This window comes from Pseudomonas sp. M20 (assembly GCF_045037865.1).
Classification (GTDB): Bacteria; Pseudomonadota; Gammaproteobacteria; order Pseudomonadales; family Pseudomonadaceae; genus Aquipseudomonas.
The window spans coordinates 3319748-3346101 of record NZ_CP173611.1 but is presented as its reverse complement, the minus strand read 5'-3'; the positions used below and the strand labels follow the sequence as shown (position 1 = coordinate 3346101).

Genomic DNA, 26354 nt, shown 5'->3' with positions numbered 1-26354 from the left:
TGTCAGCCGACATCAATGTTGACTGGTCCACCGCCTTCGCGAGCAGGCTCGCTCCCACAGGGTTTTGTGGTGTCTGGTTAATTCTTGGTCGTCAGAATCAATGCTGCTGTCGACTCAAACATTCCAGCAAACAACCCGGATCCAGCACCTCGTCATTCACATAAATCCCACGCTCCGCATCGTAGGTGCGGATAAACACCCGCACTGTCGCATCCGCCACGGTGGGCAACTGCGAATCGTAGAACTCATGGTCACCCGGAATCACCACAAAATCCTGCGGCGCCGTATCGTCGTAAGGCTTGGGCGGCGTGGAACTCAGTGAATACGGAGCAGGGTGGGCGAAGGGCTGGTTGGGCCCGTAATAATTGAAATTGCTGTCCAGCGCTTGCGCCTGTGTGGCAGCGAGCAGACAGCCGGTCAACAACAGCCGTTCGAGCATTTGCATGGCGGCACCTGCGAGTGCGGTTTTCCCCAAGGCTATTAACTATAGCTGCCCACGCCCCCAACGCTCGATCCACATCGGATCTCTGTAGGAGCTGCCGCAGGCTGCGATCTTTTGATCTTGACCTTTAAAAACAAGATCAAAAGATCGCAGCCTGCGGCAGCTCCTACACGAATTGGCTTACAAGTTTGCAACAACCGCAATTGCCGGGCTGATCTAGACTCGGATCCGCTCAATCACGAGCATCGTCCGGAGTCCGCCATGGAAGTGCCCAACAATAAAATCGCCATCGAGAGCAATCGACAGGCGTGGAACGATTCCGCCCGCCATCATCAGGATTCGCCTGACTGGCAGGCTTTGCTCGGCGAGGTCGTGCAGGTGGATTTCTCTTGTCTCGATGAGACGTTGAGCGGGTTGCTGGAGGTCGATGGCAAGGATGTGATTCAACTGGGCTGCAACAACGGCCGTGAGAGTCTCTCCCTGTTTGCGCTCGGTGCCAGAAGCGTGGTCGGTGTCGATCAGTCGACGGCGTTTCTCGATCAGGCGCGTGAGCTGAACAAGCGTTCCCCGCACAACGCTGAATTCATCGAAACCGATATCCATCATTTGCCAGTGTCATTGCAGAACCGCTTCGACGTGGCGCTGATCACCATTGGTGTTTTGAACTGGATGCCGGACATCGGCGAGTTCTTCCGCCATGTCGCTTCAACGCTGAAGCCTGGCGGCAAACTGGTGATCTACGAAACCCATCCGTTTCTGGAAATGGTCGACCCGGATGCGGAAGATCCTTATCGCCTCGCCAGTTCGTACTTTCGCGCCGAGCCATTTGTGCAGGAAGAGCCGATTGTCTACGTCGGCAAGGTCGAGCAGCAGTCGGCGAAGTCGTATTGGTTTGTGCATACGCTGGGGGCGATTTTCAGTGGTGCCATCGGGGCGGGGCTGAATATTGCGCACTTCAGGGAGTACGCGCATTCGAATCGGGAAGAGGTGTATGACCGGTATCTGAATCGAGAGGCGCAGATGCCGATGTGTTTTACCCTGATCGCCACCAAGTCCTGAATTCTTGATCGCGACAACCGGCCTCTTCGCGAGCAGGCTCGCTCCTACATTTGAAATGCATACCCCTGTAGGAGTGAGCCTGCTCGCGATGGCGGCATCAAAGCCGCCACAAATATCCAGACTGAATCAAGCCTGCGCCGCCACCGTCACTGCTGGTCTTTCCGGCTTGCGCAGTGCCTCCAGCCTTGAATCGCTGTAGTTCGATTCGCGGAAGAAACGCCAGTGCCCGAACAGGTCGTAAACATGCGTGATATGCCCTTGTTCCTGATAGCCCAGGCGAATATGCATCTTCAGGGCCTGCACATTGGCGTTGTCGCAGATATCCACGACTTTTTTAAAGCCTCGGGCAGCCATGACTTGCCAGAGTGCGGTCTGTGCATCGACGGTCAAGCTACTGCCGAAATAGTGCCGGGTAATTTCGGCACCGAACTGGAAGTATTCACCGGGCTTGACCGGGAACGTGCAGCGGTAGAAGTGGCGGTCGTAATAGTCGCGCGTGCTGGCCCAGACGAACCCGACGGTGTGATCGTCCTGGTCCAGGTACATGTGCCCCGTATGCCCTTCAGCGGCCAGCTCGGCCATGGTCTCCACGCGGTCACCAAAGTACTTGCCGAATGCCTTGGCGTTGTCCTCGGTGATGTCGACTCTGCGCAAGCCTTCACAGGGGCGCAGTTTGTTCGGGGCAATTGGCGTGACCAGGTCGCGCTCCATCCACAGCAGTTCACGGTGAGCGAAGACGTAACGTTTCCACAGTGCGCCAAGGGTGCGGCGCAGGCCTTTTTGTCTGATGCGCAGAAGCAGATTTTCAATGACGCTCATGATGCCCTCCGAGGCGCTAGCCCAGGTGTGTTGGATGGTGTTGCCGGTTGAATTTCGGATGTGTTCGCCGCCGTCGAGTTGCCGGCACGCTGTGCGCGCCATTTTTGCAGGGCCGGTTTGACGTGGTGCCAAAGGCGTAACCCCAGGCCCAGCAGCAAGCCGCTTGGGCGCCACGAGTAGAAACTCCAGCGCCAGTGTTCCAGTTGCCCGGTCATGCGTTCGTGCAGTTGATGGCTGGAGTTTTCCAGGCTGACCCGCGACGCGTCGATCCAGCGCCAGTGCTCATCCAGCCCCCAGCGAATCCATTCCTCCAGCAGCACCCGGCCGCTACCGAGGTCGGCGTACTGCGGCAAAAACGCCAGGTTGTAATCGTAGAGCCGGCCCTGTTCGAGCAGGCCGAGGCGATAGCTGATGCAGCGGCCGTTCAGCTCCAGCGTCACGACCCGCACCAGGCCTTGGTCGGCGAGGGCGGTGAAGGCGCTTTGCATCCACTGACGACTGCGTTCGGTGGCGAATATCCCGACGCCCTCGTCACCTTTCCAACTGACCGACTCGACTTCCTGCAGCGCTTCCAAAATCGTAGGCATCGACAGCGCATCGGGGGTGATTCGCCGCACTTGCGCACCGCATGCGGCAATCCGTTTGCGTGCCCGACGCAGCTTGTAGCGCGGGTCGCCGGAGATCTCCTGATGATCGGCATCGCTGATCAGATGCACCGGCACCCGGCAACTCAGGCGCCGTTCAGCCGTGGAACTGCGCGCCATCCATTCGGTGAGCGCACTTTCTTCACCGGCAGGTTCCGACAGTTCATTGAGTTGCAGCAGCGCATGGGGCAGATGTTTACGGATCAGCACTAGCGCTTTGTGCATGTCTTCGCTGCCGAGCATCGACAGCAAGGCCAGGCGATCGGCCATTGGATAACCCAAGTGATGCAAAACGCGAAACGGTACGCCAGCGAAGCGTTCGCGGCTGGCCACCAGTGGCAGGCACAGCAGCAATTGCTCTGCTTCCCAGCCGAGCAGAATGTGCAGGCGCTGATCCTCGTCCATGGCCTGCTCTGCCGCGCACAACCAGCCAAGGTTGTTGAACGGCGTGTGGTCGGCCACGCGCAGGCGCAGTGCTTCGTAGGCTGTGGCCGGGAAGTCGGCAGCGCACAGGGACGTGCGCCATTCGAATCGCATCACCATAGGTTCAGGCCGCCGTTGCTTTGACAGGTGGACGGGAAGTTTTACCCAGCGCCGCCAGGCGCGAACCGCTGTAGCGGGTTTCGCGATAAAAGCGCCAGCGGCCGAACAGCGTGTAGATATTCATGATCCGCTGTTGTTCGGTATAGCCCATGCGCAGGTGCAGCTTGAGCGCCGGGACATTGCTCGAGTCACAGACATCGACCACTTTGCGGCAGCCTTTCAAGGCCATGGCTTCCCACAGGCGCAGTTGCAGATCTACCGACAATTCGGTGCCCCAGTAGGCACGGGTCAGTTCGCCGCCGAACTCGAAAAATTCGCCGGGTTTAACCGGGAACCGGCAACGGTAGTAATGCCGATCGAAATAGTCGCGTGGCGTGCCCCAGATAAACGCCACGGCATCGCCGTTGTCGTCGATATGCATGTGCCCGGTGTGACCGTCACTGGCCAGCTCGGCCATGACGCCGACGCGGTTGCCGAAGTAGCGGGTAAAGGCGCTGGCGTTGCTTTCGGTGATCTTCAACATGCGCAGTGGCGGGTAGGGCTTGAGGCTGTGTGGCGGCACTGGGCTGACCAGATCGCGCTCCATCCACAGCAGTTCCTGATGGGCAAAAATGTACATTCTGCGGATCTTCGCCAAGGTCGCTCGCAGGCCTTTACGACGGATATGTCCGCTGAGTTTTTGCAAAACTTCCATGGTCTCTTCTCCTGTTGAGGGTCCCGCGCACAGCAAGAGGCTCGCGGGACAGAACATCGAAGGGCGGTTCATGAAGCGCTCCAGTTCAGGGCAAACAGGGTTTGCCCCGGTAATTCGAAACGTACGCGCCCGTTTTCGCAGGCAAACGGTATGTCGCGGCTGCGATTGTCAGCGCCGAAGAAACGCAGGGCGCTTTGGTTCAGCGGGCACTTGGCACCGCTCAGATCAACCCGTTGCAGGCGCGTGCCTTTGTTCACCCCGAGCAGTGCGCGCTGCTCGTCGCCGGCCATCGCCAGGACATCCACCTCAAAAGCGTCGTTATCCAGTTGCAGCACTTGCGGCAGCCAATGCCGGGCGATGAATTGCTGGGCAAGGCCCACCGGTTTCAGCTCGAAGCGACCATCGTCATGTACGCGCACCATGCCCTTGCCGTAGGGCGGTTCGTCGGCGGCCTGAAACCAGTTGAGCATGCTCAGCAGGCCGTCTTGAGAGGCGTTGATCACCACCGAGGCCCACCACAGCGCGGTGTAATGGGTTTCCTGATCGTAGGGGCTCAGGGCTGAGCCACTGGACAGATTGGTCTGGTCGAGCAGCAACGCTTTGCGTGGCTGACCTTTAGCGTCCAGCCCCACCAAGTCTGCTGCGCGGCGTACGCTATCGCGGTAAACCCGGGTCGCCAGCAAGTCGCGAATCATCCATTCATGCCAGGCCAAGGCATCGACCTGATCGGCGGATTCACTGAGTAGACGCCGCGCCCAATCGATGCCGCGCTTGTCCGCTGCGTTTTCGGTGAACGGTCCGTTGACCAGCCGTGAACTGGCCGGCATTGCGATGCGCACGCCGGCCTTGGCGTTGGCCGGGTCGCTGCGCACCTGCCGCGCCATGCTGTTGAAGATCGCCCGGTATTGTTCGTAGCTTGAATAGTTGAGATTAGGCTCGTCGGCGAACCCGATGTAATGCGTGCCTTTGCCACCCAGGGCGCGAGTGCCGGCGAGCCAGGCGTCGAGGCCGCTGTTGCTTTGTCCATCGGCGCGCAGATCGGCTTGACGCCCGGTGCCGGCGAGCAGGGTGATGTCCTGGCGAATGCCGAAGCGATTTTGATAAAGCTGACGGAACGCGTCTTCGAAATGCGGATTCTTCGCGGTGACGTCAACGAAGCTGTAGTAACTCGCTGCCCCAGGCCTCAGCGCATCAAGTAAAGCATGGCTGGCGGGTGGCGGCACGAGGTACGGCAGAGCAATGCCCAGATCCGGCGTGCGGCCGATAATTTTGTCGTGCAGGGTCAAATGCGTTTGCCCCGGATCTTCGCGCAAGGGCTGCAATTGCTGCGGATTTTGCGCAAACAGATTGGCCGTGCCGTCGAGCCAGAATGCTGCTTTGCCCCTACCTTGCAGAAGCAGGCGCCAGACCTGCGGTTGTTCGCTGACGGGCAGCGCAACTTGATCGAACTGCCAATAGGCACGATAGGGTTTCAGTGCCAATGACAGTTGCTGTCCATCGCCAACCCGCTGTGCCTGCAAACCGCTGACGCCGCCATGGAACTTGCCGGCCAGCACCGCGTGTTCGCCGGGTGCGACTCTGAAATACAGCTCAGTGGCGTTACGTACTTCCGCGCTGAAATGCACCTTGGCCGGGGCAAACAGCGCCACGGTTTTTTCGTCATGTTCGATCCGGTAACCGCGGAAGCTGTAGCCGGGAATCTCCAGTTGATAACTCGCAGCGCCAGGTGCCAGCGGCCAGCTCTGGCTGCCACGGGTTTCATTGGCCTTGATCAACCGTTCGCCCTGCAACTTGCCCTGACCGTCGAGCAGGTAAAGATGCTCTTCGTTAGCCTCGGCCTGCCACGCCGGCACCCAGCTGACGGTCACGGTGTCCGCGCGATCAGCCTGCAGATACAAACTGCCGTCGCGGATATCGCCCCAGCGCATCGACGCCGCGTAGGCGTCCAGCGTCAGGCCGAGTCCGAACAGCAGGGCAAGGCGTTTCATGCTGTCTTCCGACGTTGCAGCATCAACCACATCGGGGTGATGTCGCTGGGCAGGATGATCAAGGTTTGCCAGAACGGCACGTTGCTCAAGCGGCAATAAAGCACCAGCATCGCCACCGTCACCGCCAGATAGGCGATTGATGAAGCCGCCGCTGCACCGACAATGCCGAAGGCAGGGATCAACAGCAGATTCAGCGCCAGGTTGAACAGAGCGCCGATGCCCATCAGCAACGACACCGTGCCCGGGCGATCCTTGCCAATCAGATCCAGGCGCAGAATGCTCGCATAGCACAGGCCCAGCAGACCGGGCAGCAACGCGAGCAGCGCCGGATACGCCGGTTGATACGCCGCACCGAACAGCGTGACGATCAACCATTCGCCGATCACTGCCATGGTGATGCAGGCGCCGAGCATCACCGTGGCGGTCAGGCGCAGCGCCAGCGGAGTGACCTTGTCCATGCCTTTGTCCTGTTGCAGCAGTCGCTTCATCAGCGGTGTGGTGACCGCCTCCGGAACGATCAGCAACAGTTCGGCGGCGGCGCTGGCCATGGCGTAGTGGCCGAGCGCGGTACTGCCCAGCAGGGCGCCGATAAACAAGTAGTCGGAGCGCAGAATGATCTGTTGAAACAGCAGGTCCGGATGGCTGCGCGCACTGAATCGCAGCAGCTCGTTCTGGCTCGCACGGTCCCATTGCAGTTGCAGCGGCTGCGCGCGTTTTAGCCACATCCAGCCGACCAGCACCACCAGACTGATGCCGGCCAGCCAACTGATCAGCGCGGCTTCGAGTGCTGCCTCTTTCCACATCCAGAACAGCGCAACAAACAACAGCAGCGGCGCCAGGGATTCGATCAGCCGCAGAACATTGAAGGCGACCACACCACCCGACGCGTTGTGCAAGGTCAGCAAGCCGCTCTTAAGGACGGTCAACGGCACCGCCAGCAGCAACAGCCACGCCAACAGACCAAGCTGCATCGTCACATCCAGTTCGCTGCCGAACTCGCGGGCCAACGCGACCACCAGCAAGGTCAGCAGTCCGGCCAGAACACAGCCGAACACCAACACCTGAGCGAGCAACAAGCCCATCGGCCGCTGATTGGCCGCTTGATAACCGACTGCCGAATTCAAACCGCCGCTGGTAGCCGCGCTGATCAGATCCGGCAGGGTGCTGAGCAGGGCGAACAAACCGCGTTCACTCGGGCCGAGAATCCGCGCCAGCAACACATTGCGCAGCAGGCGCAAGGCAATCATTGCCAGTTTGGTGCCCATGCTCAGGGCCAGATGCTTGAGGTAGCTGCCGCGACTCATGGCCGTGCCCCGCGATAAATGCGCCACGACAACAACGCCGGATTGCACGCGATGCGCTGACTGACGCCGAAGCGCGGCAGGTTCAGCGGGTCGCCTGCGCCGCGATAAATGCCGGTGCCGGTGCCGAGGGCGAACGGATAATCGTGATTGGCGATCTGCTCGCGCACGCGTTCATCGTTGTCGCCGTTGGGGTAGCAATACACCGGCAGTGGGCGGTTGCAGCCGTTGTACAAGGCATCGCGGCTGCGGCTGATTTCTTCGTTCAGGCGCTGATCATCAAGGCCGGTGAGGATGGCGTGGCTGGCACCGTGCGGGCCAAAGCGCACCAGACCGGAAGCCTCCAGCGCGCGCACTTGATGCCAGTCCAGCGCTTGCGGCTGTGATTCGGCTGGGCACTCATCGGTGAGTTTTTCCAGTTCCTGCGGGTCAAGCGTCTTCAACCCTTGGAGGAAATGCAGCAGCGCCAGGCTGCGGCGGTCGACATCGATGTCATCGAGCATTACCGGCAATGGGTGATGAATGAACTGCAGGCTCTCGATCAAGTGCATCCGCGCTTTTTCACCGTGGCTGCCCCACAGGGTTTCGCCAAGGCTTTCCCACCAGAAACGCTGACGGCTGCCGATGAAATCGGTGGAGAGGAAAATGCTCGCCGGCACCTGATGTTTCTGCAGCAGGGGGAAGGCGTTGACCGCGTTGTCGCGCCAGCCGTCATCAAAGGTCAGCGCCACCCGTGGGCGCTCGCTGCGCAGCGAATTGGGCTGGAGGATTTCCATCAGCGGCACGCAATCGAAATGCCGACGCAGCCACAGCAGTAAATGCTCGAAGGCCTTGGGCCCGACGCACAGTTCATTGCGGTGCGGGAGGTTGGCGGCACGGTCGTTGGCCAGCACCCGGTGCAGCATCAGAATGACCCCGGCACCGTGCAACTGGTTGCGCCCCACTGACGAGTTGAGATAAAGCCAGCCGCTGGTGCGTTTTAGCAGTTGTTTGATCGCCATGGCATGAGTCCTCTCAACGATTCTGGTCAGGATTCCACTGTGCGTAGCGTTGCCCGCGCAGGAACTGCCACAGACCGACGCTCATGCCGGCCAGCGTCACCAGCAGGAATGCTGCGAGGCGGAACGGTTTGGGTAAACGGTGTTGCGAATCCAGCAGGCCGGCGATGGCCACCGCGTAGCCGAGCAATTGCGCCACCAGGCTCAGGCGATAGAAACCGTGCTCGTTCCACAGCCAGAAATTGCTCAGCAGCAGCGGCAGCAAGAGAATCGGCGCGAGGCGGCGGATCAGTTTGTGGCTGATCAAGGCGATGGAATACAGGCCGTACTTGAACGGGTTCAGCAGGGCGCTGCGTTGCGCCAGGCTTTGCAGGCCACCGACCGTGACCCGCTGGCGGCGGCGCCATTGCTTGCCCGCTTCGTCGACGCCCTGGTCGATCACTTGCGCCTGGGGGACGTAAACAATGCGTTTGTGCGCGACCGGCGCGCAGGTACTGATGAAGAAGTCGTCGTTGACCTCGGCCGGTACGTTCTGGAACAGCTCGCGGCGCAAGGCGAGCAGGGCGCCGTCGGCGGAGACCATGCAGCCGGTGCGATTCTCGACCCGGCGCAACCAGCCTTCGTAATGCCGATAGAGGCTGTCGCCAATACTCAGGCCGCCACCGGTGACCGGGATCACCATGTGCCCGGCGCAGGCACCGACCTGCGGATCGCTCAACGGCGCGAGCAAATGGCCGAGGGTGTCGCGCGACCATTGGTTGTCGGCGTCGGTGAACACCAGAATGTCGCCGCTGCTCACGGCGACGCCGGCATTCAGTGTGGCGGCCTTGCCCTGGCGCGGCAGGTCGAGGACGGTGATGCGCGGATCGATCACTTTGTGCGCGCAGGCCACGGTGTCATCGCTCGAACCGTCGCTGGCGAGAATGATCTGCAGCGTGGCGGGCTGATAATCCTGGGCCAGCAGGGTGCGCAACTTGTGCTCGATGTGTCGCGCCTCGTTGTGCGCGGCGATGACGATGCTGACGTTCAGCGGCGGTGCCGGCGCGTGCCGCCAGGCCGGGAACAGCGGCGCCAGCAAGGTCAGCAGCAGCGGATAGCCAATGTAGGCGTACGCCGGCAGCACAAGGCACAGGCAAAAAATGAATTCAGCCACGGGCGGGCCTCCTGGCGTTCCAATGACACAGACTGAGAACAAGTGCCGCGCTGGGCAGGTGCAGGCGTAACCAGTGCAGACCCCACAGTTGCAAGGTGAGGCGAGCGTTGTGGTGCTTGATACTCTGCCGCACGCTGAGCATCAGACTCGGCAGCAGGGTCAGCACCAGCAGGATCACCGCGAGCTGCGCGAGGCCGGCGAGCAAGGCAACGATCAGTAGAAAATCCGTCATCCAGACCAGCAACGACAGCAGAGGAAAACGCAGCAGGCGCAGGCTCATGCCATGGGTGCGCAGCAACTGCAGGTGGCTGCCCTGGCGCCACAGCTCCTTGCCCATCCACTCGCGCCAGTTCATTTCGTAGCCCCAATGCAGGGCGATGCTGTTACTGGTCGACAGCAGCCGAGCGCCCTGTGTGCTCAGACGCAAGGTGTATTCCTTGTCTTCGCCGGTGCGCAGGGTTTCGTTGAATCCGCCGACGAGGTCAAACCAGCGTTTGCGCATCAACAGGTTGGCGCTGGGCAGCCAGTCCACGGTGCGATTGGCGTGCGCTGATGGACGCAACATGCGCCGTTGCCAGGCGGTCGCGTACCACGGCGCGGCGGCGGGGGTGTGCAGATCCAGGCCAAAAATGTCGCCCTGATTCTGCGCTTCGAGAGCGAACAATTCGTTCAGCCAGTCTTCGGGCATTTCGATATCGGCATCAATGAACGCCAGCCATTCACCGCTGGCAACCGTTGCGCCACGATTGCGCAAAGCGCCGATCAGCAGGCCGGGCAGCACCAGCACCTGTGCGCCGAAGGCGCGAGCGATCTGTGGCCCGTCATCAGTGGAACCGTTGTCGACGACGATCAGTTCACAGTCGATGTCGGCGGCGTTCGCGGCTTTGCGAGCGGCCAGGAGGGTGCGGCCGATGTGCCGTGCCTCGTTGTACATCGGAATGACGATGCTGATCCGGCTCATGCCCTGGCCTCCGTCAGCGGTGCTTGCTCGGCTTTCAGGCGCAGCACCCAGGTCAGTGCAAGCATGATCCACAGGTATTTGAGGTTCGGCGCGCTGAGAAACATCAGGAACAACGTCAACGACAGAAAACTCATTCCCAGATGGGTCATCAGGTCGGCGTGCTGCCACTCGCGCCGTTGCAGCCATTCGCGTCGTGCGCGGATCAGGTTGTAGAAACCCTGCACGAGCATGCCGACAAACAGCAGGCCGGCGGGAATCCCCAATTCGCTGAAAATCTCCAGATAAGTGTTATGCGCGCGGCGATACAGGTCGCCGATCTTGCGGTTGGCCGAGAATGCCTTGGCATAACCGGTGGTCGCATAGTGCAACGGGAAGGTCCCGGGGCCGGAGCCGAGCAGCGGATGTTCGCGGATGATCTGGCTGCCGACGACAATGTACGAGGCGCGACGGCCGAGGGATTCATCCTGAGCCTTGGCCCCGGCGCTCAAGATACTCAGCGACTGGATGCGCGCCAGGTAACCGGCAGGCATCGCATACATCGCCAATGGCAGCACGATGGCCGCGCCGAGCATGGCGAATCCGAAATGCCGGGGGCGGATGCGGTTGAGGTGCTGGCGGTAATGCCAGACCCCGATCGCCAGACTCAAGGCCAGTACCACCAAGCCCGAGCGCGACTCCGTTTTGGTCATGCCGCCGAGCAGCAAAAGACAGCAGCCCGCCCAGAACAGACGGTGCAGCAGATTCGGGCCGCGAATCACCAACAGCAGGCCCAGCGGCACGGCGAAGGCGATCAGCAGAGCAAAGGCATTCGGGTCTTCGAGCAGGCCGGCGGCGCGGCCCTTGTCCTGGAATCGGCTGGAAAACATCGCCATCGCGCAGGTGGCGCTGACGCTGAGCGTGACCAGCCGGGCGAACAGATCGAGGTTCAGCTCGCGGCCGACCAACAAGGTGATCACGAACAGAATCAGGCCCACGCTCAGTTCACGCAGATGACTCTGTGACATGCCCATGTTGTCGGTGGCGAGCAGGCTCAGCAGGTACAGCGCCATGAAGCCGATCAGGTAGCGCCACAGATTGCTGCGCAGGCGCTGCGATGGAATCTGATGCAATGCCAGTTGCAACGCCAGGATCAGCGCCAGCGAAGCACCGATCAATTTGCTCCCGGATAACGCGCTGTCCTTGAAGAACCCTTCAAACGGCACCAGCGCGGCAATGCCCAGCAGGCCCCACGACGGTTTGCGGTACAGCACCGTGAAACCCAGCAGCCCCAACACCGCCCCCGGCGCCAGATACGGATAAGGACTGACCAGCAAAGCCATGCAGACCAGTGCCAGCAGGCTGACGATCGAGAGCGGGAAAATCATGCGCGTGCCTCCGGTGCCGTGTGGATGTACAGCTGCGACCAGCGTTCAGCCAAAGCCTTGAGGTCGTAGCGTTCCTGTTGTGTGCGTCTGGCGTTGTCGCGTAGTTGTGCGGCCAGCTTCGGTTCGGCCAGCAACGTGTCGAGCTGACGGGCGAGGGCGGCGGTATCGGTCGGTGCGGCGAGCAGGCCGTTGTGGCGGTCCTGCAAGACATCGGGAATGCCACCGATCGCGAACGCCACCACCGGCACACCGGCCTGCATCGCTTCGAGCAGAATCATCGGCGTACCCTCGGTGCGCGAGCTGATCACCAGCGCATCGAGTTGCTGCCACCAGCCTTGCATCGCCGTCTGATAGCCCGGCAAGCGAATCCGCTGTGGTAAACCGGCAGCGTCGATACGCGCCTGCAAGGCCTCACGTTCCGGACCGTCACCGAGCATCACGGCGTCCAGTTGCGGATGCTGGTGACACAACGCAATCAGCGCATCGAGAAACAGATCCGGGCCTTTCTCGCTGCTCAACCGACCGACGTAACCGACCAGCCAGCGTTGTCGTTCCAGTGCCGGCGGCAGCGCAGGCGCCGCTGGCAAACCGTTGGGAATCACCTGCAACTTCTCGGCACGGACGCCGGCCTGACGGTGCAGCACAGCGATGCTTTGCGCGACGCAGACCACCCGCTTCACCGAGGCCGTGCGGCACAGTTGCAGGCTTAGCCAGGTGTAGAACTTCTGCTTGCGACTGCGCGGGGTGAAACCGTGCTGAGTGATCACCAGCGGCAGGCGCAACACAGTGGCGCCGAACCAGCCGAACAGTAGCCCTTTGAAGTTGTGCGTGTTGAGCAACGGCTTGTCACTACGGCGCTGATGCAAGTGCCACAGCAGTCCGCCGAGCCCGGCACAGGCGCGAGCGTCCACCCCGGCCTCGCGAAAGCGCTCGATCAGCTCTGGTGGCGCATCGAGGAACAGCACCTGGTGCTGCCCCGGCGTCGCCAGGCAATGATCCAGCAACATCCGCTCGGCTCCGTAGAAGCCGCCGCTGCTGAGCAAATGAATGATCGGCAGGGCGACGCACGGGGTAGACGCCGCGTTCAATTGCGCACCCAGTGAACCAGGCTCGGCACGGTCCAGTTCTTGTGCGGATTGCCCGGCTGCGATGTTTCTTCGTTGAGCACCAACAGCACCGGCAGGCCCAGTTCATGGCTGATTTGCGCAGGATGCTTGAAGCGGTGATCGAAGAACTCACGTACATAGACGAAGGCAATGGCCAGCAGCAGACCGGTGAGCAGACCAAACGGAATGATCAGCATCGGTTTCGGAAACGCCGCCTCGGTCGGTTCATACGGCGGGCTCAAGACACGGGCGTTGGACAAGTCGTTATCCAGCGCTCGCGTCGTGCTGCTTTCGGCAAAGCGTTGCGCATAGGTTGAGAACGCTGCATGCAATGCGCCGATCTCGGTGTCCATCTGGCGCAGCTTGCTTTGGGTCTGCTGCAATTGATGGATGCGATTCTTGAACTCGGCAATGCGCGCGGTTTTCTGCTCGATGACCTGGCTGACCACCGACAGGTCGATCGTGCGTTCCTGGATGCGGTTGTTGACCACTTTGAGGAACTGCTGGCGTGTCCGGGCAATCTGCTCGCGGGCCAGCAACATCGGTTCGCTGCTGGGCTGAAATATCGCGAGGTCGTTCATATAGCGGCTGACCTGAGTGGTCAGCGCCTCGCCCATCTGCCGGATCTCGCGATCCTCGAACGCGATGTTGTCCACCGTCGTCGTGAAGGTGAACGGAAAGGTGTAGTCATTGAGTTTGTTGGTGTTGGCGGTGGCCAGGCTGGTTTTCAGGTAATCGAGCCAGCGCTGGCTTTGCAGCAAGCGATCGCGATACAGGTTGAGTGCCTGCTCTTCGGTGTTGATCGCGTTGAGGCGAAAGGTGATTTCCTCTTTCGGATCGGACGAACCGACGCTTTCCAGCAGGCTCAGCCGCTCGCCTTCCAGACCGTCGAGGCGGACCTGATACTGAAGCTTCTTGGTCTCGTAGAACGAGTGCGGCAGCTCGATCGATTGCAACGCCTGACGATCGACCAGATAGTTGCGCAACAGCGTGGCAACGAACGTCGTGCCCTGGGCGGGATCGGGGAAGCTGTAGACGATCGAGATGACATTGGAACCCGGCAGGGTTTCGATCTTCAGATTGTCGATGGCCTCCTGGGTCAAGCCGTCCAGTGCCGTGTCGCGCACCGGATCGGTTTCCATCCCCAGTGCATCACGCAGCGGATTGATCACGTATTCGCGCAGCGGCGTGCTGACATAACGCTTGAACGGTTCGGCCAGTTTGCTGAGCATCCCCGGCGGCGGGTTGTACTGACCCTGGTCGCGCAGTTCGCTGATGGTCTGACGAATCAGTGCCGGCGAACGGAGGATGTTGCTTTCGGTTTCCATGTCCGCCAGCGATGGCGGAATGAAGGTGGCGTTGTCCTGGGTCAGCGAGGTGGTCGCATCGCCCTGAGACAGTTTTTTCGACTGCACGATCACCTGCGCGGTGATATCGAAGCTCTGTTTGAGCAACAGCGGCAGCAACAGCGCGATCACTGCAAAGATCAGGAAGATGCGCTTCACCAGTTGCTTGTTGGCGAAGAAAATCCTGAAGAACTCGTGCAGGTAATTTTCTTTTGGGTTCATGTCGTTCACCTGAGAGTCAGTTGTCACTGCCTTTGTTGTCGACGCGGTAGCCGAAGCTGAACCCCACGCCCTGGAACAGCACCACATCGGCCAGTTGGCGGGCGAGTTCGCCGGCGCTGGCCAGTTTGGTTTTCGGTACGTAGAGCATGTCGTCCGGTTGCAGGTAGGCGATCTGTGGCGCATCGCCCGACAGCGCTTTCTCGACGTCGTAGTTCATGGCCTGCACCTGATTGCCGTTGCGCCGCATGATCACCACCGAATCGAGACGCGCCTTGACATTGGTACCGCGTGCCAGGGTCAGCGCCTCAAGCACCGACACCGGCCGGCGGATCGGGTACGAGCCCGGCTGAGCGACTTCGCCGAGCACGTAGATCTCGTTGCCGGCGGTGGATTTCAGCAGCACATCCACCGTCATCCGTCCCGGCAGTTGCGCGTATTTGCTGTTGAGGAAGGTTTCCAGTTGATTGACCGTCATGCCTTGCAGCGGCACGGCGCCTATTTCCGGAAAACTCGCATAGCCATCGGTGCCGACGGTGATTTCGCGGCTCATGCCGGTGGCCGGGTGGTTAAGCGCGCTTTTGAGGTTTTGCTCGTTGCTCAGCGGGCTGAGAATCTGCACCGAGAGTTGATTGCGGTTGGGCTGGAACAACTGCTTGCGTTGATAGGCGCGCTGGATTTCCTGCCGCGCCTCGTCGCTGGTCAGCCCGGCAATTTTCACCGAGGTGTTGGCGCCCGGCAGTTCGATGGTGCCGTCAGGCAGCACCAGTTGCGTGCCGTTGAGCTGACTGGCGGCGGTGAAGTTCAGGCCGATCTGGTCACCCGACTGCACGCGATAAGCGTCCGAGCCGCTGGTACTGATGTGGAAAATCACATCCAGCACGTCTTTCGGGCGCAGGGTCTGCTCGACCCTCGGCATGTCGGTAGCTTGCGCATTGGCCGGTGTGGCGGTGAGGATATTCACCGGCATGTTGCGGGTGTCGGAATTGCTGGAGCAGCCTGCAAGCGGCAGCAACAGCAGGACAAGCATTTTGGCGTTCATGGCGTCATCCTTTGCGTTCGCTTACAGGTTTTTGTAAAGCCATTTGGGCATGTAGTACTTGCGCCGGTTGAACACGCTACCGACCACTTTTGCCCCGGCCTGAGTCAGGCGTTGCACGGCGGCTTGCGCGACTTCCCAGCGCGTGTCTTCGGCGCGTACGACAAGCACCACGCCATCGACTTGCGTGCTGATGACCAGCGTGTCGGCGTCGGAGTACACCGCGTCGCCATCGATCACCACAAAGCGATACTGGCTGCCCAATTGATCAAGCAACGGGCTCAGACGCTCGGCGGTCAGGTGCTCCAGGGTGCGGATCGGCCGGCCATTGGGCAGCACGTGGAACGGCAGGCTTGAGACCTGCACCACGCAGTCCTGCAACAGCGGCGGGTTGTCGGGGTTGAACAGCAAGTCGCGCAGGCCGCGCTCCTTGTTCAGGTTCAACTGCTGGGTGAGGTTGCTCGCCGACTGACTGGCATCGACCAGCAATACTTGGCCGCTACTCATTTGTGCCAGTTGGCTGGCCAGCGCCAGCGCACTGGTGGTGGTGCCTGAGCCGGGGTTGGCGGCGGTCAGGAACAGGATCCGCAGATCGAGATCCAGCACGGTCGAGGTCAGGTTCGATTCGCTGGGGGTGGCGATGCTCAGGCTTTTGTTGGTTGAACCGTCCATTAGCTTGCTCCGTGGCCGCTGAATACTTTGAAGGGGGTTTTCAACAGAATCTTCAGATCAAGCAGAAGGCTCTGCTCGGCGATGTAGCTGAGGTCCAACTCAACGCGCTGGTCGAAGTCGATATTGCTGCGTCCGGAGATCTGCCACAGGCCGGTCATGCCGGGGTAGATCGCCAGACGCGCGAGGTGATTGTCCTTGTAGCGATAGGCGTTGAACGAGGTCGGACGCGGGCCGACCAGGCGCATGTCGCCGGTCACTACATTGATCAGGTTGGGCAGTTCATCAAGGCTGGTGCGCCGCAGGAAACCGCCGATGCGGGTGATGCGCGGGTCGTGGTCGATCTTGAAATCGATCGCGTCGGCACCGTGCTTGTTGAGGTGACGCAGTGACTCTTTCAACTCTTCGGCGTTGGCGACCATGGTGCGGAATTTGTACATGCCGAATTTGCGCCCGCGATAACCGGTGCGTTTCTGCACGAACATCACCGGGCCTTCGCTGGTGAATTTGATGGTCAGCGCCAGACCAATCAACAACGGCGAAATCAGCAGCAGAATCATCAGCGCACCGAGGCAAGCGACCACGCGATTGGTGCGTGACAGTTGCCATGGGCGACCGCCGTCGCGGCCCGTGAACCAGCCGCGACCCTGGCGATGAATCGCCGCGTCGAGCCGCATTCGGTGCTCGGGATCCACGCGCTTGTCGCGGCGCATTTCTAGGATCGGTACACCTTTCTCATGTCCAGTCATGGAGTCCTCCACAGTAATTCAGCCGCGAACGGCGCGTGGGCGATAGGCAGTGGGGTAGTAGTCGCGGAACCAGGCGATAAAGCGTCCGAGTCCCTCATCCAGCTCTATCCGGGGCTGAAATCCGGTGGCCTGGGCCAGATCGCTGGCCTCGGCGCAAGTGTTGAGCACGTCGCCCGGTTGCAGCGGCAGCAACTCGACAATGGCGGTCTGACCGAGGTGCTTTTCCAGCAGCGCCAGATAGGTTTTCAGCTCGACCGGGTGCTGCCCGCCGATATTGAACAGGCGCCACGGCGCCATGCTGCTGGCCGGGTCGGGCTGCTCGCGATCCCACTGCGGATTGACCTGCGGTGGCTGCTTGATGAGGCGGGCGATGCTTTCGATGATGTCGTCGATGTAGGTGAAGTCGCGCTGGTGCTCGCCGTAGTTGAACAGCTTCAGCGGCGTGCCTTCGCTGATCGCCCGGGCGAACTGGATCGGCGACATGTCTGGCCGGCCCCACGGCCCGTACACGGTAAAAAAACGCAGGCCGGTGCAGGGAATGCCGAACAGGTGGCTGTAACTGTGCGCCATCAGTTCATTGGCTTTCTTGGTCGCGGCGTACAGCGACAACGGGTGATTGACGCCGTCCTGCACCGAGTAAGGTGTGTGCTGGTTGGCGCCGTAGACTGAACTCGACGACGCGTAGATCAGGTGCTCGACCGGGTGATGCCGGCAGCTTTCCAGAATGTTCAGAAAACCGTTGAGATTGCTGTCCAGATACGCACGTGGATTTTCCAGCGAGTAACGCACCCCGGCCTGCGCCGCGAGGTGGATCACCACTTGCGGACGTTCGCGGACAAACAGTTCTTCGATGGCCGAGGCATCGGCCAGGTCAACCGTAGCGAGCTGGAAATCGCCGGCCTGCTCACGCACCCACTGCACGCGGTCGTGCTTGAGCTGCGGGTCGTAGTAGCCGTTGAAATTGTCCAGACCGACCACTGAATGCCCGTCGCGCAGCAGCCGCAGTACGCAATGGGCACCAATGAAACCGGCCGCACCGGTGACCAAGACCTTCATGGCCGTAGTCCTTCAGGGGCAATGTGGCGCAAGCCGATGCCGCTGTAATGCAGGCCGGCGGCCGCCACTTGTTCCGGGTTGTACAGATTGCGGCCGTCGATGATTACCTTCGAGCGCAGCTTTTCGGCGAGCAACTCGAAATCGACCACACGGAAGTTTTTCCACTCGGTGCAGATCACCAGTGCGTCGGCGTCTTCCAGGGTGTCGTCGCGGGTCGCGCACAGGTGCAAATCGTTACGGTAACCGTAAATGCGCCGGCATTCGGACATGGCCTCCGGGTCGTAGGCTTGCACGCTGGCACCTTCGGCCCACAGCGCATCCATCAGATAACGGCTCGGGGCTTCGCGCATGTCATCGGTGTTTGGCTTGAATGCCAGGCCCCAGATCGCGATCGATTTACCCGCCAGGCCCTGCGGGAACTGTGCTTTGAGTTTGCTGAAGAGGATGTGCCGCTGCAGGTCGTTGACGTCGGTGACGCTGCGCAGCAACTTCAGCGGCATGCCGTTGTGTTCGGCGGTGTGCAGCAGGGCGCGCAGGTCTTTGGGAAAGCACGAGCCACCGAAGCCGCAGCCCGGATAGATGAAGTGGTAGCCGATGCGCGGATCAGAGCCGATGCCTTTGCGCACCGCTTCGATGTCGGCGCCAAGCAGTTCGGTGAGATTGGCCAGCTCATTCATGAAGCTGATGCGCGTGGCAAGCATGGCGTTGGCCGCGTACTTGGTCAGCTCGGCGCTGCGGTTGTCCATGAACATCAGTTTTTCGCGGTTGCGGCAGAACGGTGCGTACAACTCGCTCATCTGCTCGCGGGCTACATCGTCACGGGTGCCGACGATGATCCGATCCGGGCGCATGCAGTCGGCGAGGGCGCTACCTTCCTTGAGGAATTCCGGGTTGGACACCACCCGCACTGTCAGGCTGCTCTTATCGCGGCGTTGCAGTTCGCTGTTGGCGGCGGCCAACACCTGATCCGCCGTGCCGACCGGCACCGTCGATTTGATGATCAATGTGCGATCGGCCTCCATGTACGAGGCGATTTGCCGGGCAACGTTGAGCACGTGACTGAGGTCGGCAGAGCCATCCTCATCGGCCGGGGTGCCGACGGCGATGAAAATCAACTCGGCATGCTCGACCGCGTCGCTGGCCTGAGTACTGAACAACAGACGGCCGGCCTTGATGTTTTCCTCAAGCGTGCTCGATAAACCTGGCTCGCTAATGGGCGGCACTGCTTGTTGCAGTTGTTTAATTTTGTTTGGGTCAATGTCCACGCATAAAACGCGATGACCGACATCTGCAAGTGCGGCGGCTTGTATAAGTCCGACATAGCCAGTGCCAAATACGCTCACGTCCATCTGCGCACCTCAATAACACCAAAAGTTAACTACGGAATGAGATAGTTAAAGGGGTATAGCGCAGCGTTTGAAAAGCGTGTCAGCAAAATGACATGTTGCATCTGTATAACACTTGAGCATTTTTTGGCGATTGGCCATCAAGTCATTGCTGCGATTGAATTTGTTGCTTTTGTGCAGATTTGTTCAGATTTAAAATATGCGATAAACGGTCGTAGGCCGCTAATTTAAAGGCTTGTAGCGTTTCGGTTGTGTCAGATTTGAGTCACCGTTTTTTTGACGCTTTCTACAGAAAACAGTCAATTCTTGCGCTTTGATGGCTGGGTGCTAGTGTCAGGTTCTGACTGACAAACCTTTGACTCCCTGCCGTTTTGCCCGATCGGTATCGCCATGTTCAAATATGCCAAAGAATTGTTCTTAATTGTTTATTTGTTGATTTATTCCGAATATTACATTGATCGGTTAAATGCTATCGGCCTCGGTTTTGCTGTACTTCTTTTTGGCGCGATGTTTTTGGCGCTTACTTTTGCGTTATATCTAATGGCGTATATAAGGCAGGCTCTCATTCGCCACGTGTTCGCATTGGCAATGTTTGTCTCGGCAGTGTTTTTCGATGTCTATACCCGGGTCACGGCGGATTACCTGACCTACAGCGGTTTCGTCTCATTGGTTTACTCCGGCGGTTTCATCCAGGAGGCGGCGTACCAGTACCGGGACGCGCTCCTGCGTGGCGTGCTCAGCGGTTTGCTGTTGCTACTCGGCATCGGTCTGAAGCCCCGCCATGGTCTGGCGATTCCCAACGCGCTGCGTGTGGCGGCGCCGTTGTGCGGCGTGTTGCTGCTCAGTGCCGTGCTGTTCTTGCGTGCGGGAGAGGGCGCTCGTGGCTTGCCGATCATGTACACGCCGCTGGCCTATCTGAATCTGTTTGCCTACGAAGCACTGCATAACACGGTCGGCCCGCGCGAACCGGTGACACTGGCGCGCACCTCGCAAGCGGTCGGCCATGACATCGTGCTGATCATCGACGAAAGCATTTCCGGCAATTATCTGGATATCAACGCGCCGTTCGGTGTGCACAGCAATCTCAAGCAGGCGCACCCCGGCGTCGACATCTTCAATTACGGCTACGCCGCGTCCATTGCCAATTGCAGCGCCGACACCAACGTGACCCTGCGTTACGGCGGCACCCGCGCCGATTACATGCGCATCAACACCACGCTGCCGTCGATCTGGCAGTACGCCAAGAAGGCTGGGCTGCGCACCGTGTACATCGACGCCCAGCGCACCGCCGGCAATCTGCAGAATCTGATGACCGATACCGAAAAGAAGGACATCGACCAGTTCGTGCAATTCGACCAGACCAGCGTGCGCGATCGCGACATGGCGGCAGCGGCGAAGCTCATCGAATTGCTCAACGATGACAAGCCGGAGCTGGTGGTGATCAACAAGGTCGGCGCGCACTTCCCGGTGCATGACAAATACCCGGATGCGTTCATGGCTTACCGCCCGACCTTGCCGCGCGGGCAGTTCACCGAGGTGGCCGATACCGGCGAGCGCAACGGTTTCAATGGCCAGCCGGATGACTGGGTGCTGTACCGCAATGCCTACAAGAACACCGTGTTGTGGAATGTCGGTGAGTTTTTTGCGCGGGTGTTCGCCGAGGCCAGTCTGAACAATGCGTTACTGATCTATACCTCTGATCATGGCCAGGATCTGCACGAACGCGGTAATCCGGGTTTGAACACTCACTGCGGCGGCGATCCGGTGGAGGAGGAGGGCCTGGTGCCGTTGGTGGTGATTCAGGGCAGCGCTCTAAAGACGCTGGACTGGTCGGCGCAATTGGCGGCGAACAAGGATCGTTCCAGCCACTACAACATCTTCCCGACCCTGCTGCAGTTGATGGGCTACGACCTGGCGGGGATCGAGGCTGTTTATGGCAAGCCACTGAGTGTCGCGACGGCGGATGAATTTACGTTCAACTACCGCTTCAATGCGCGGTTGGGGGCCAAGCCTGAGTGGAAGCACATTGATCTGGGCAGCATTGTCACGCCGACGCAGGCGCCGGCGAGTGTGGCAGTCGGGCAGTAAGTTTTGAGTTGGCTGGGCTGACGCTTTCGCGAGCAGGCTCGCTCCCACATTTGGAACGCGATCAACCTGTGGGAGCGAGCCTGCTCGCGAAGGGGCCGGTCAATTCAACGCTGAGTTCAAGTCTGTCATCGCCATCCGCTATCCTTGCCCCACACTGACTGATCAGGTGGCGGCATGCTTCGTGTTGAAAACGTCTTCAAAAGCTATCTCACCCCGCAAGGTCCATTGCCGGTGTTGCAAGGCGTCGACCTGTCGCTCGAATCCGGCAGCAGCCTCGCGCTGATGGGCGAATCCGGCAGTGGCAAAAGCACGTTGCTGCACCTGGTGGCCGGTCTCGACAAAGTCGACAGCGGCAGCATCCGCAGTGGCGAGCATCGATTGGAAGCGATGAACGAGGCGCAACTGGCGAATTGGCGGCGAACGGAAATCGGTCTGGTGTTCCAGCAGTTCAACCTGATCGGCAGTCTGCGCGTCGAGGACAATCTGGCCTTTCAGGCGCGTCTGGCCGGGCGCCATGAACCACGATGGCAGGCGCATCTGGTGCAACGCTTAGGGCTGGGCGATTTGCTCAAGCGTTATCCGGAGCAGCTTTCCGGTGGCCAGCAGCAGCGCGTTGCGTTGGGCCGGGCATTGGCGTCGCAGCCGAAATTGCTGCTGGCCGATGAACCCACCGGTAGCCTCGATGAAGCGACCAGTGATGAAGTCCTGCGGCTGTTGCTGGAATTGCTCGACGACACGCCGACCACGTTGTTGATGGTCACCCACAGCCAACGGGTCGCGGCGCGTCTGGCGCAGCGAGTGGTGTTGTCCAGTGGGCGGCTGACGTGATCGTTTTCCGTCAGACCCTGCGTGCTCTGCTCAGCCATTGGCGGCGCCATCCGGTGCAGTTTTTCAGTGTGCTGACCGGGTTGTGGCTGGCGACCAGTCTGCTCACCGGCGTCGAAGCGCTGAACAGTCAGGCGCGCGATAGTTACGCGCGGGCCAGCCAGTTGATCGGCGACGAACCGCAGGCCAGTCTCGGTACGCCGAATGGCGCGACGTTCGCGCAGCAATGGTTCGTTGATCTGCGCCGACAGGGCTGGCCGGTGTCGCCGCTGTTGCAAGGTCGGGTGCTGCTCAAGGGCTTCGACAATCAGCGGCTGCAATTGATGGGCATCGAACCGGTGTCGCTGCCGGCCGATTCGGCGGTGGCCGGTCAGGCGTTGCCGATCGAGCGTGTCGTCGAGTTTTTCACGCCGCCCGGAAATACGTGGATTTCCCCGGATACCTTGCAGGCGCTGAATCTGCGCGAAGGTGATACGCCGCAAACGCTCAATGGCTTGAAACTGCCACCGCTGCTCGCGCAGAAGGAAATGGCGCCGGGCGTGTTGCTGGTGGACATCGGCGTCGCACAAACCCTGTTGGAACAGCCCGGGCAATTGTCGCGGCTGTTGCTGCCCAAGGATTTTCACGCCGAGTTGCCTGCCGTGTTCAAAGGTCAGTTGCAGCTAAAAAGCAGCGGTGAGGAAAACAATCTGGCGCGACTGACCGAGAGTTTTCACCTCAATCTCGATGCGTTGGGATTTCTCTCGTTCGTGGTCGGCTTGTTCATCGTCCACGCCGCGATTGGCCTGGCTCTTGAGCAACGGCGCGGTCTGCTGCGTACGCTGCGCGCCTGCGGGGTCAGCGCGCGGATGTTGATCTGTTGCTTGATCGTTGAGTTGGGGGTTCTTGCACTGATCGGCGGATTGTTCGGCGTGATCAGCGGCTATTGGCTGGCGAGTGTGTTGCTGCCGGACGTCGCCGCCAGCCTGCGCGGTTTGTACGGCGCAGAAGTGGCGGGGCAGTTGCGTCTGAGTTCTTGGTGGTGGTTCAGCGGCATCGGTTTGAGCCTGCTCGGCGCCTTGCTCGCCGGGGCCAACAGTCTGCTGCGCGCCGCCCGTTTGCCGTTGTTGGCCGTGGCGGATCCGCAAGCCTGGCATCAGCAATATGCGCGTTGGTTGCGTCGGCAGGGCTGGTTGGCGGCAGGGTTGGGTTTGATTGCGTTGGTGGCATTGATCTGGGGCGACAGTCTGGCCAGCGGTTTTGTCTTGATGGCCGGATTGCTGATCGGCGCGGCATTGGCGCTGCCGGTGTTGCTCAGCGCGTTGTTGAATCAGTTGCTCGGGCGCAGTCGCTCGGTGCTGGGGCAGTGGTTTCTCGCCGATTGCCGTCAGCAATTGCCAGCACTGAGTCTGGCGCTGATGGCGTTGCTCCTGGCGCTTGCCGCCAACATCGGCGCGGGGAGCATGACCGCCGGTTTTCGCCAGACCTTCGATGACTGGCTCGAACAACGCCTTAGTGCCGAGCTGTATATCAATCCGAGCAATCCGGCGCAGTCGCGGGAAATGTACAGCTGGCTCAAGCAGCAGCCGAACGTCGCGGCAGTGCTGCCCAACTGGCAGGTCGCGGTGACATTGCAGGGCTGGCCGGCGGAGGTGTTCGGCATTATCGATCACGCGCATTATCGCCAGCATTGGCCGTTGCTCGATGTCAGTGGCAGCGACCCATGGGCGCATCTGGCCACCGACGATGCGGTGATGCTCAGCGAACAGCTGGCGCGTCGACTGAAGGTGCGCGCGGGTGATCGACTGACGATTCCTGCGCCGAATGGTGCGTGGACGCCGCGCATCGTCGGCATCTACGCCGATTACGGCAATCCCAAGGGGCACTTGCTGGTCAACATCCATCACCTGCTGCGTGGCTGGCCGCAACTGACGCCGAACCGTTTCAATCTGCGTATCGAACCGCAGAACATTCCGCCGTTGTTGAATAGCCTGCAGGCGCGCTTTCAACTGGATGACAGCCGCATCGTCGATCAGGCGCGGCTCAAGGGCTGGTCGGTGCAGGTTTTCGAACGGACCTTTGCGGCGACGGCGGCGTTGAACAGCTTGACCCTGGCGGTGGCGGGCGTGGCGCTGTTCATCAGCCTGCTGACCCAGAGTCAAAGTCGCCTCGGCCAACTCGCACCGCTGTGGGCGCTGGGCGTAACGCGGCGGCAATTGATGCTGCTCAATCTTGGTCAGACCTGGCTGTTGGCGGTGCTGACGCTGGTGCTGGCGTTGCCGCTGGGAATCGCGCTGGCGTGGTGTCTGGACGCGGTGATCAATGTGCAGGCGTTTGGCTGGCGGCTGCCGTTGCGGGTGTTTCCTTGGCAATTGCTGCAGTTGATGGGGTTGGCATTATTGGCGACGTTACTGGCTTCGGCATGGCCGCTGTACTCGCTGTACCGCACGCAACCAGCGGACCTGCTGAGGACGTTTGCCCATGAGGATTAACCTCGTTGTGCTCCTGGTTTTGTTGCTGCTCGGTGGTTGCGATCAATCGGCTCCGGAGCAAAAAGGCTTCGCCGGGATGGGCGATCAGGCGTTGGCGTTTACGCCGGTGGTGCCGGGGCGGGTGTTCAGTTTTCCGGCAGATCACGGGGCGCATGACGGTTTTCGCATTGAGTGGTGGTACGTCACCGCCAATCTAAAGGATCAGCAGGGCAATGAGTTTGGCGTGCAGTGGACGCTGTTTCGCAGTGCGCTGAAACCGCTGGCGGAGCAGGCCGGATGGGCTGATCAGACGATCTGGCTGGGGCATGCGGCGGTGACTTCGAGCACGGTGCATCACGCCGCCGAACGTTACGCCCGAGGCGGGGTGGGGCAGGCGGGTGTGCAACTGGCGCCGTTCGAGGCGTGGATCGATGATTGGCGGTTCGCCAGTCAGGCGCAGGATCCGCTGAGCGACCTGCAACTCAGCGCTCGCGACAAGAATTTCGCCTATCAACTGCACCTCACCTCAAGTCGCCCGTTGGTGTTGCAGGGCGACAAGGGTTTCAGTCAGAAATCCGAAGAAGGTCAGGCGTCGTATTACTACAGCCAGCCGTTTTTTCAGGCCAGCGGCACGTTGCAGATTGACGGCCAGAGCTACACCGTCAGCGGCCCGGCATGGCTTGATCGCGAATGGAGCAGCCAGCCGCTGACCGCAAATCAAACCGGTTGGGACTGGTTTTCCCTGCATCTGGACAGCGGCGAACACGTGATGCTGTACCGCATGCGCCAGAAGGACGGCGCGCCGTATCTCACCGGCACGTGGATAGCCGCCGATGGCCAGACGCAAACCCTGCGCAGTTCGCAGATTCAGCTCACCCCGCAAAAAACCTCTAAAGTAGCCGGCCGGGCGATGCCGGTGAAATGGTCGATCAAAATCCCCGACAAACACCTCGACATCAGCCTCGACGCGCTCAACCCCAACGCCTGGATGAACCTGCGCATCCCTTACTGGGAAGGCCCGGTGCACATCAGCGGCAGTCATTCCGGCCAGGGCTATCTGGAAATGACCGGGTACTGAAAGGTACCCACGAATCCCTGGAGGAGCTGCCGAAGGCTGCGATCTTTTGATCTTGTTTTTTAAAAGCAAAATCAAAAGATCGCAGCCTTCGGCAGCTCCTACAATGGATCGGTTTGAACTTGGCTTGGTGTGTTGTCCTCTACAGAAAAATCTGCCGAGGATTAGCCATGAGCGACGACCTGCAACCCCCAGACATGACCACTTGGCAGCGCCTGTTCGACGACGAAACCTACTGGCAGCAATCCCCCGACGCGCATTATTTCGACCTGCAGCGCATCGCCGACGATATGCTCGGCCAAGGCGCCATCGATCTTGAGCAATGGCAGATCCTGCGCGGCAAAGCCGACGACCTGCATAAGGATTCCCCCGCCATCAACGTCACCCGTGAACTCGACGACCCCGAAGCCTGAGGACAAC

General features: G+C 60.4%; 23 protein-coding genes. 6 read left to right on the top strand and 17 right to left on the bottom strand.

What is annotated here, in order from left to right; genetic code table 11:
- Positions 1–97: 97 nt before the first annotated feature.
- Complete coding sequence (locus ACI514_RS14850; RefSeq protein ID WP_405124173.1) at positions 98–445, bottom strand: hypothetical protein; 348 nt, start codon at positions 443–445, stop codon at positions 98–100.
- Between the two features lie 258 nt (positions 446–703).
- On the opposite strand from ACI514_RS14850, the gene ACI514_RS14845 reads away from it, so the two are divergent.
- Positions 704–1501, top strand: a complete 798-nt coding sequence (locus ACI514_RS14845) for a class I SAM-dependent methyltransferase (protein ID WP_405124172.1) — start codon at positions 704–706, stop codon at positions 1499–1501.
- Between the two features lie 126 nt (positions 1502–1627).
- On the opposite strand, the gene ACI514_RS14840 is transcribed toward ACI514_RS14845, so the two are convergent.
- From ACI514_RS14840 to ACI514_RS14765, 16 genes are all read right to left on the bottom strand, one after another.
- Positions 1628–2320: an N-acetyltransferase gene (locus ACI514_RS14840; protein ID WP_405124171.1), complete on the bottom strand. Its 693-nt coding sequence runs from the start codon at positions 2318–2320 to the stop codon at positions 1628–1630.
- A complete protein-coding gene (locus ACI514_RS14835; RefSeq protein ID WP_405124170.1) occupies positions 2317–3507 on the bottom strand; it encodes a GNAT family N-acetyltransferase in 1191 nt (396 codons plus the stop codon). The genes ACI514_RS14840 and ACI514_RS14835 overlap by 4 nt, the downstream gene beginning before the upstream one ends.
- A gap of 4 nt (positions 3508–3511) precedes the next feature.
- The gene (locus ACI514_RS14830) at positions 3512–4201 is read right to left on the bottom strand and encodes an N-acetyltransferase (protein ID WP_405124169.1); all 690 of its coding nucleotides are present in this window, start codon (positions 4199–4201) and stop codon (positions 3512–3514) included.
- 68 nt (positions 4202–4269) lie between these two features.
- Positions 4270–6189 (bottom strand): hypothetical protein, encoded by a 1920-nt coding sequence (locus ACI514_RS14825; protein ID WP_405124168.1) that lies wholly within the window; start codon positions 6187–6189, stop codon positions 4270–4272.
- Entirely contained in the window at positions 6186–7493 is a 1308-nt protein-coding gene (locus tag ACI514_RS14820) for an oligosaccharide flippase family protein (RefSeq protein ID WP_405124167.1), read from the bottom strand. The genes ACI514_RS14825 and ACI514_RS14820 overlap by 4 nt, the downstream gene beginning before the upstream one ends.
- Positions 7490–8491, bottom strand: a complete 1002-nt coding sequence (locus ACI514_RS14815; RefSeq protein ID WP_405124166.1) for a polysaccharide deacetylase family protein — start codon at positions 8489–8491, stop codon at positions 7490–7492. The genes ACI514_RS14820 and ACI514_RS14815 overlap by 4 nt, the downstream gene beginning before the upstream one ends.
- Positions 8492–8504: 13 nt before the next feature.
- Positions 8505–9641: a glycosyltransferase gene (locus ACI514_RS14810; RefSeq protein ID WP_095047547.1), complete on the bottom strand. Its 1137-nt coding sequence runs from the start codon at positions 9639–9641 to the stop codon at positions 8505–8507.
- On the bottom strand, positions 9634–10602 hold the full coding sequence (locus ACI514_RS14805; RefSeq protein WP_160057248.1) for a glycosyltransferase: 969 nt from the start codon (positions 10600–10602) through the stop codon (positions 9634–9636). Before ACI514_RS14805 ends, ACI514_RS14810 begins: the two co-directional genes overlap by 8 nt.
- The gene (locus ACI514_RS14800; RefSeq protein ID WP_405124165.1) at positions 10599–11966 is read right to left on the bottom strand and encodes an O-antigen ligase family protein; all 1368 of its coding nucleotides are present in this window, start codon (positions 11964–11966) and stop codon (positions 10599–10601) included. Before ACI514_RS14800 ends, ACI514_RS14805 begins: the two co-directional genes overlap by 4 nt.
- Positions 11963–13054: a glycosyltransferase family 4 protein gene (locus ACI514_RS14795; protein ID WP_160057250.1), complete on the bottom strand. Its 1092-nt coding sequence runs from the start codon at positions 13052–13054 to the stop codon at positions 11963–11965. The genes ACI514_RS14800 and ACI514_RS14795 overlap by 4 nt, the downstream gene beginning before the upstream one ends.
- Complete coding sequence (locus ACI514_RS14790; protein WP_122600406.1) at positions 13051–14640, bottom strand: Wzz/FepE/Etk N-terminal domain-containing protein; 1590 nt, start codon at positions 14638–14640, stop codon at positions 13051–13053. The genes ACI514_RS14795 and ACI514_RS14790 overlap by 4 nt, the downstream gene beginning before the upstream one ends.
- A gap of 16 nt (positions 14641–14656) precedes the next feature.
- The gene (locus tag ACI514_RS14785; RefSeq protein ID WP_038369600.1) at positions 14657–15679 is read right to left on the bottom strand and encodes a polysaccharide biosynthesis/export family protein; all 1023 of its coding nucleotides are present in this window, start codon (positions 15677–15679) and stop codon (positions 14657–14659) included.
- Between the two features lie 21 nt (positions 15680–15700).
- Positions 15701–16348: a CpsD/CapB family tyrosine-protein kinase gene (locus ACI514_RS14780; protein WP_405124164.1), complete on the bottom strand. Its 648-nt coding sequence runs from the start codon at positions 16346–16348 to the stop codon at positions 15701–15703.
- Entirely contained in the window at positions 16348–17094 is a 747-nt protein-coding gene (locus tag ACI514_RS14775) for a sugar transferase (RefSeq protein WP_122854624.1), read from the bottom strand. The genes ACI514_RS14780 and ACI514_RS14775 overlap by 1 nt, the downstream gene beginning before the upstream one ends.
- Before the next feature lie 18 nt (positions 17095–17112).
- Positions 17113–18150, bottom strand: coding sequence for an NAD-dependent epimerase (locus tag ACI514_RS14770; protein ID WP_405124163.1), 1038 nt, complete (start codon positions 18148–18150; stop codon positions 17113–17115).
- On the bottom strand, positions 18147–19499 hold the full coding sequence (locus ACI514_RS14765; RefSeq protein ID WP_160057252.1) for a UDP-glucose/GDP-mannose dehydrogenase family protein: 1353 nt from the start codon (positions 19497–19499) through the stop codon (positions 18147–18149). The genes ACI514_RS14770 and ACI514_RS14765 overlap by 4 nt, the downstream gene beginning before the upstream one ends.
- 387 nt (positions 19500–19886) lie before the next feature.
- On the opposite strand from ACI514_RS14765, the gene ACI514_RS14760 reads away from it, so the two are divergent.
- The 5 genes from ACI514_RS14760 to ACI514_RS14740 all read left to right on the top strand — a co-directional run bounded on the left by ACI514_RS14760 (position 19887) and on the right by ACI514_RS14740 (position 26347).
- Positions 19887–21584 carry a sulfatase-like hydrolase/transferase gene (locus ACI514_RS14760; RefSeq protein ID WP_405124162.1) on the top strand — a complete coding sequence of 566 codons (1698 nt, stop codon included), beginning with the start codon at positions 19887–19889 and terminating at the stop codon, positions 21582–21584.
- 174 nt (positions 21585–21758) lie between these two features.
- Positions 21759–22412, top strand: a complete 654-nt coding sequence (locus tag ACI514_RS14755; RefSeq protein WP_405124161.1) for an ABC transporter ATP-binding protein — start codon at positions 21759–21761, stop codon at positions 22410–22412.
- A complete protein-coding gene (locus tag ACI514_RS14750) occupies positions 22409–24880 on the top strand; it encodes an FtsX-like permease family protein (RefSeq protein ID WP_160057255.1) in 2472 nt (823 codons plus the stop codon). Before ACI514_RS14755 ends, ACI514_RS14750 begins: the two co-directional genes overlap by 4 nt.
- The gene (locus ACI514_RS14745; protein WP_405124160.1) at positions 24870–25937 is read left to right on the top strand and encodes a lipocalin-like domain-containing protein; all 1068 of its coding nucleotides are present in this window, start codon (positions 24870–24872) and stop codon (positions 25935–25937) included. The genes ACI514_RS14750 and ACI514_RS14745 overlap by 11 nt, the downstream gene beginning before the upstream one ends.
- Before the next feature lie 167 nt (positions 25938–26104).
- Positions 26105–26347 carry a hypothetical protein gene (locus tag ACI514_RS14740; RefSeq protein WP_160057257.1) on the top strand — a complete coding sequence of 81 codons (243 nt, stop codon included), beginning with the start codon at positions 26105–26107 and terminating at the stop codon, positions 26345–26347.
- Positions 26348–26354 lie beyond the last annotated feature (7 nt).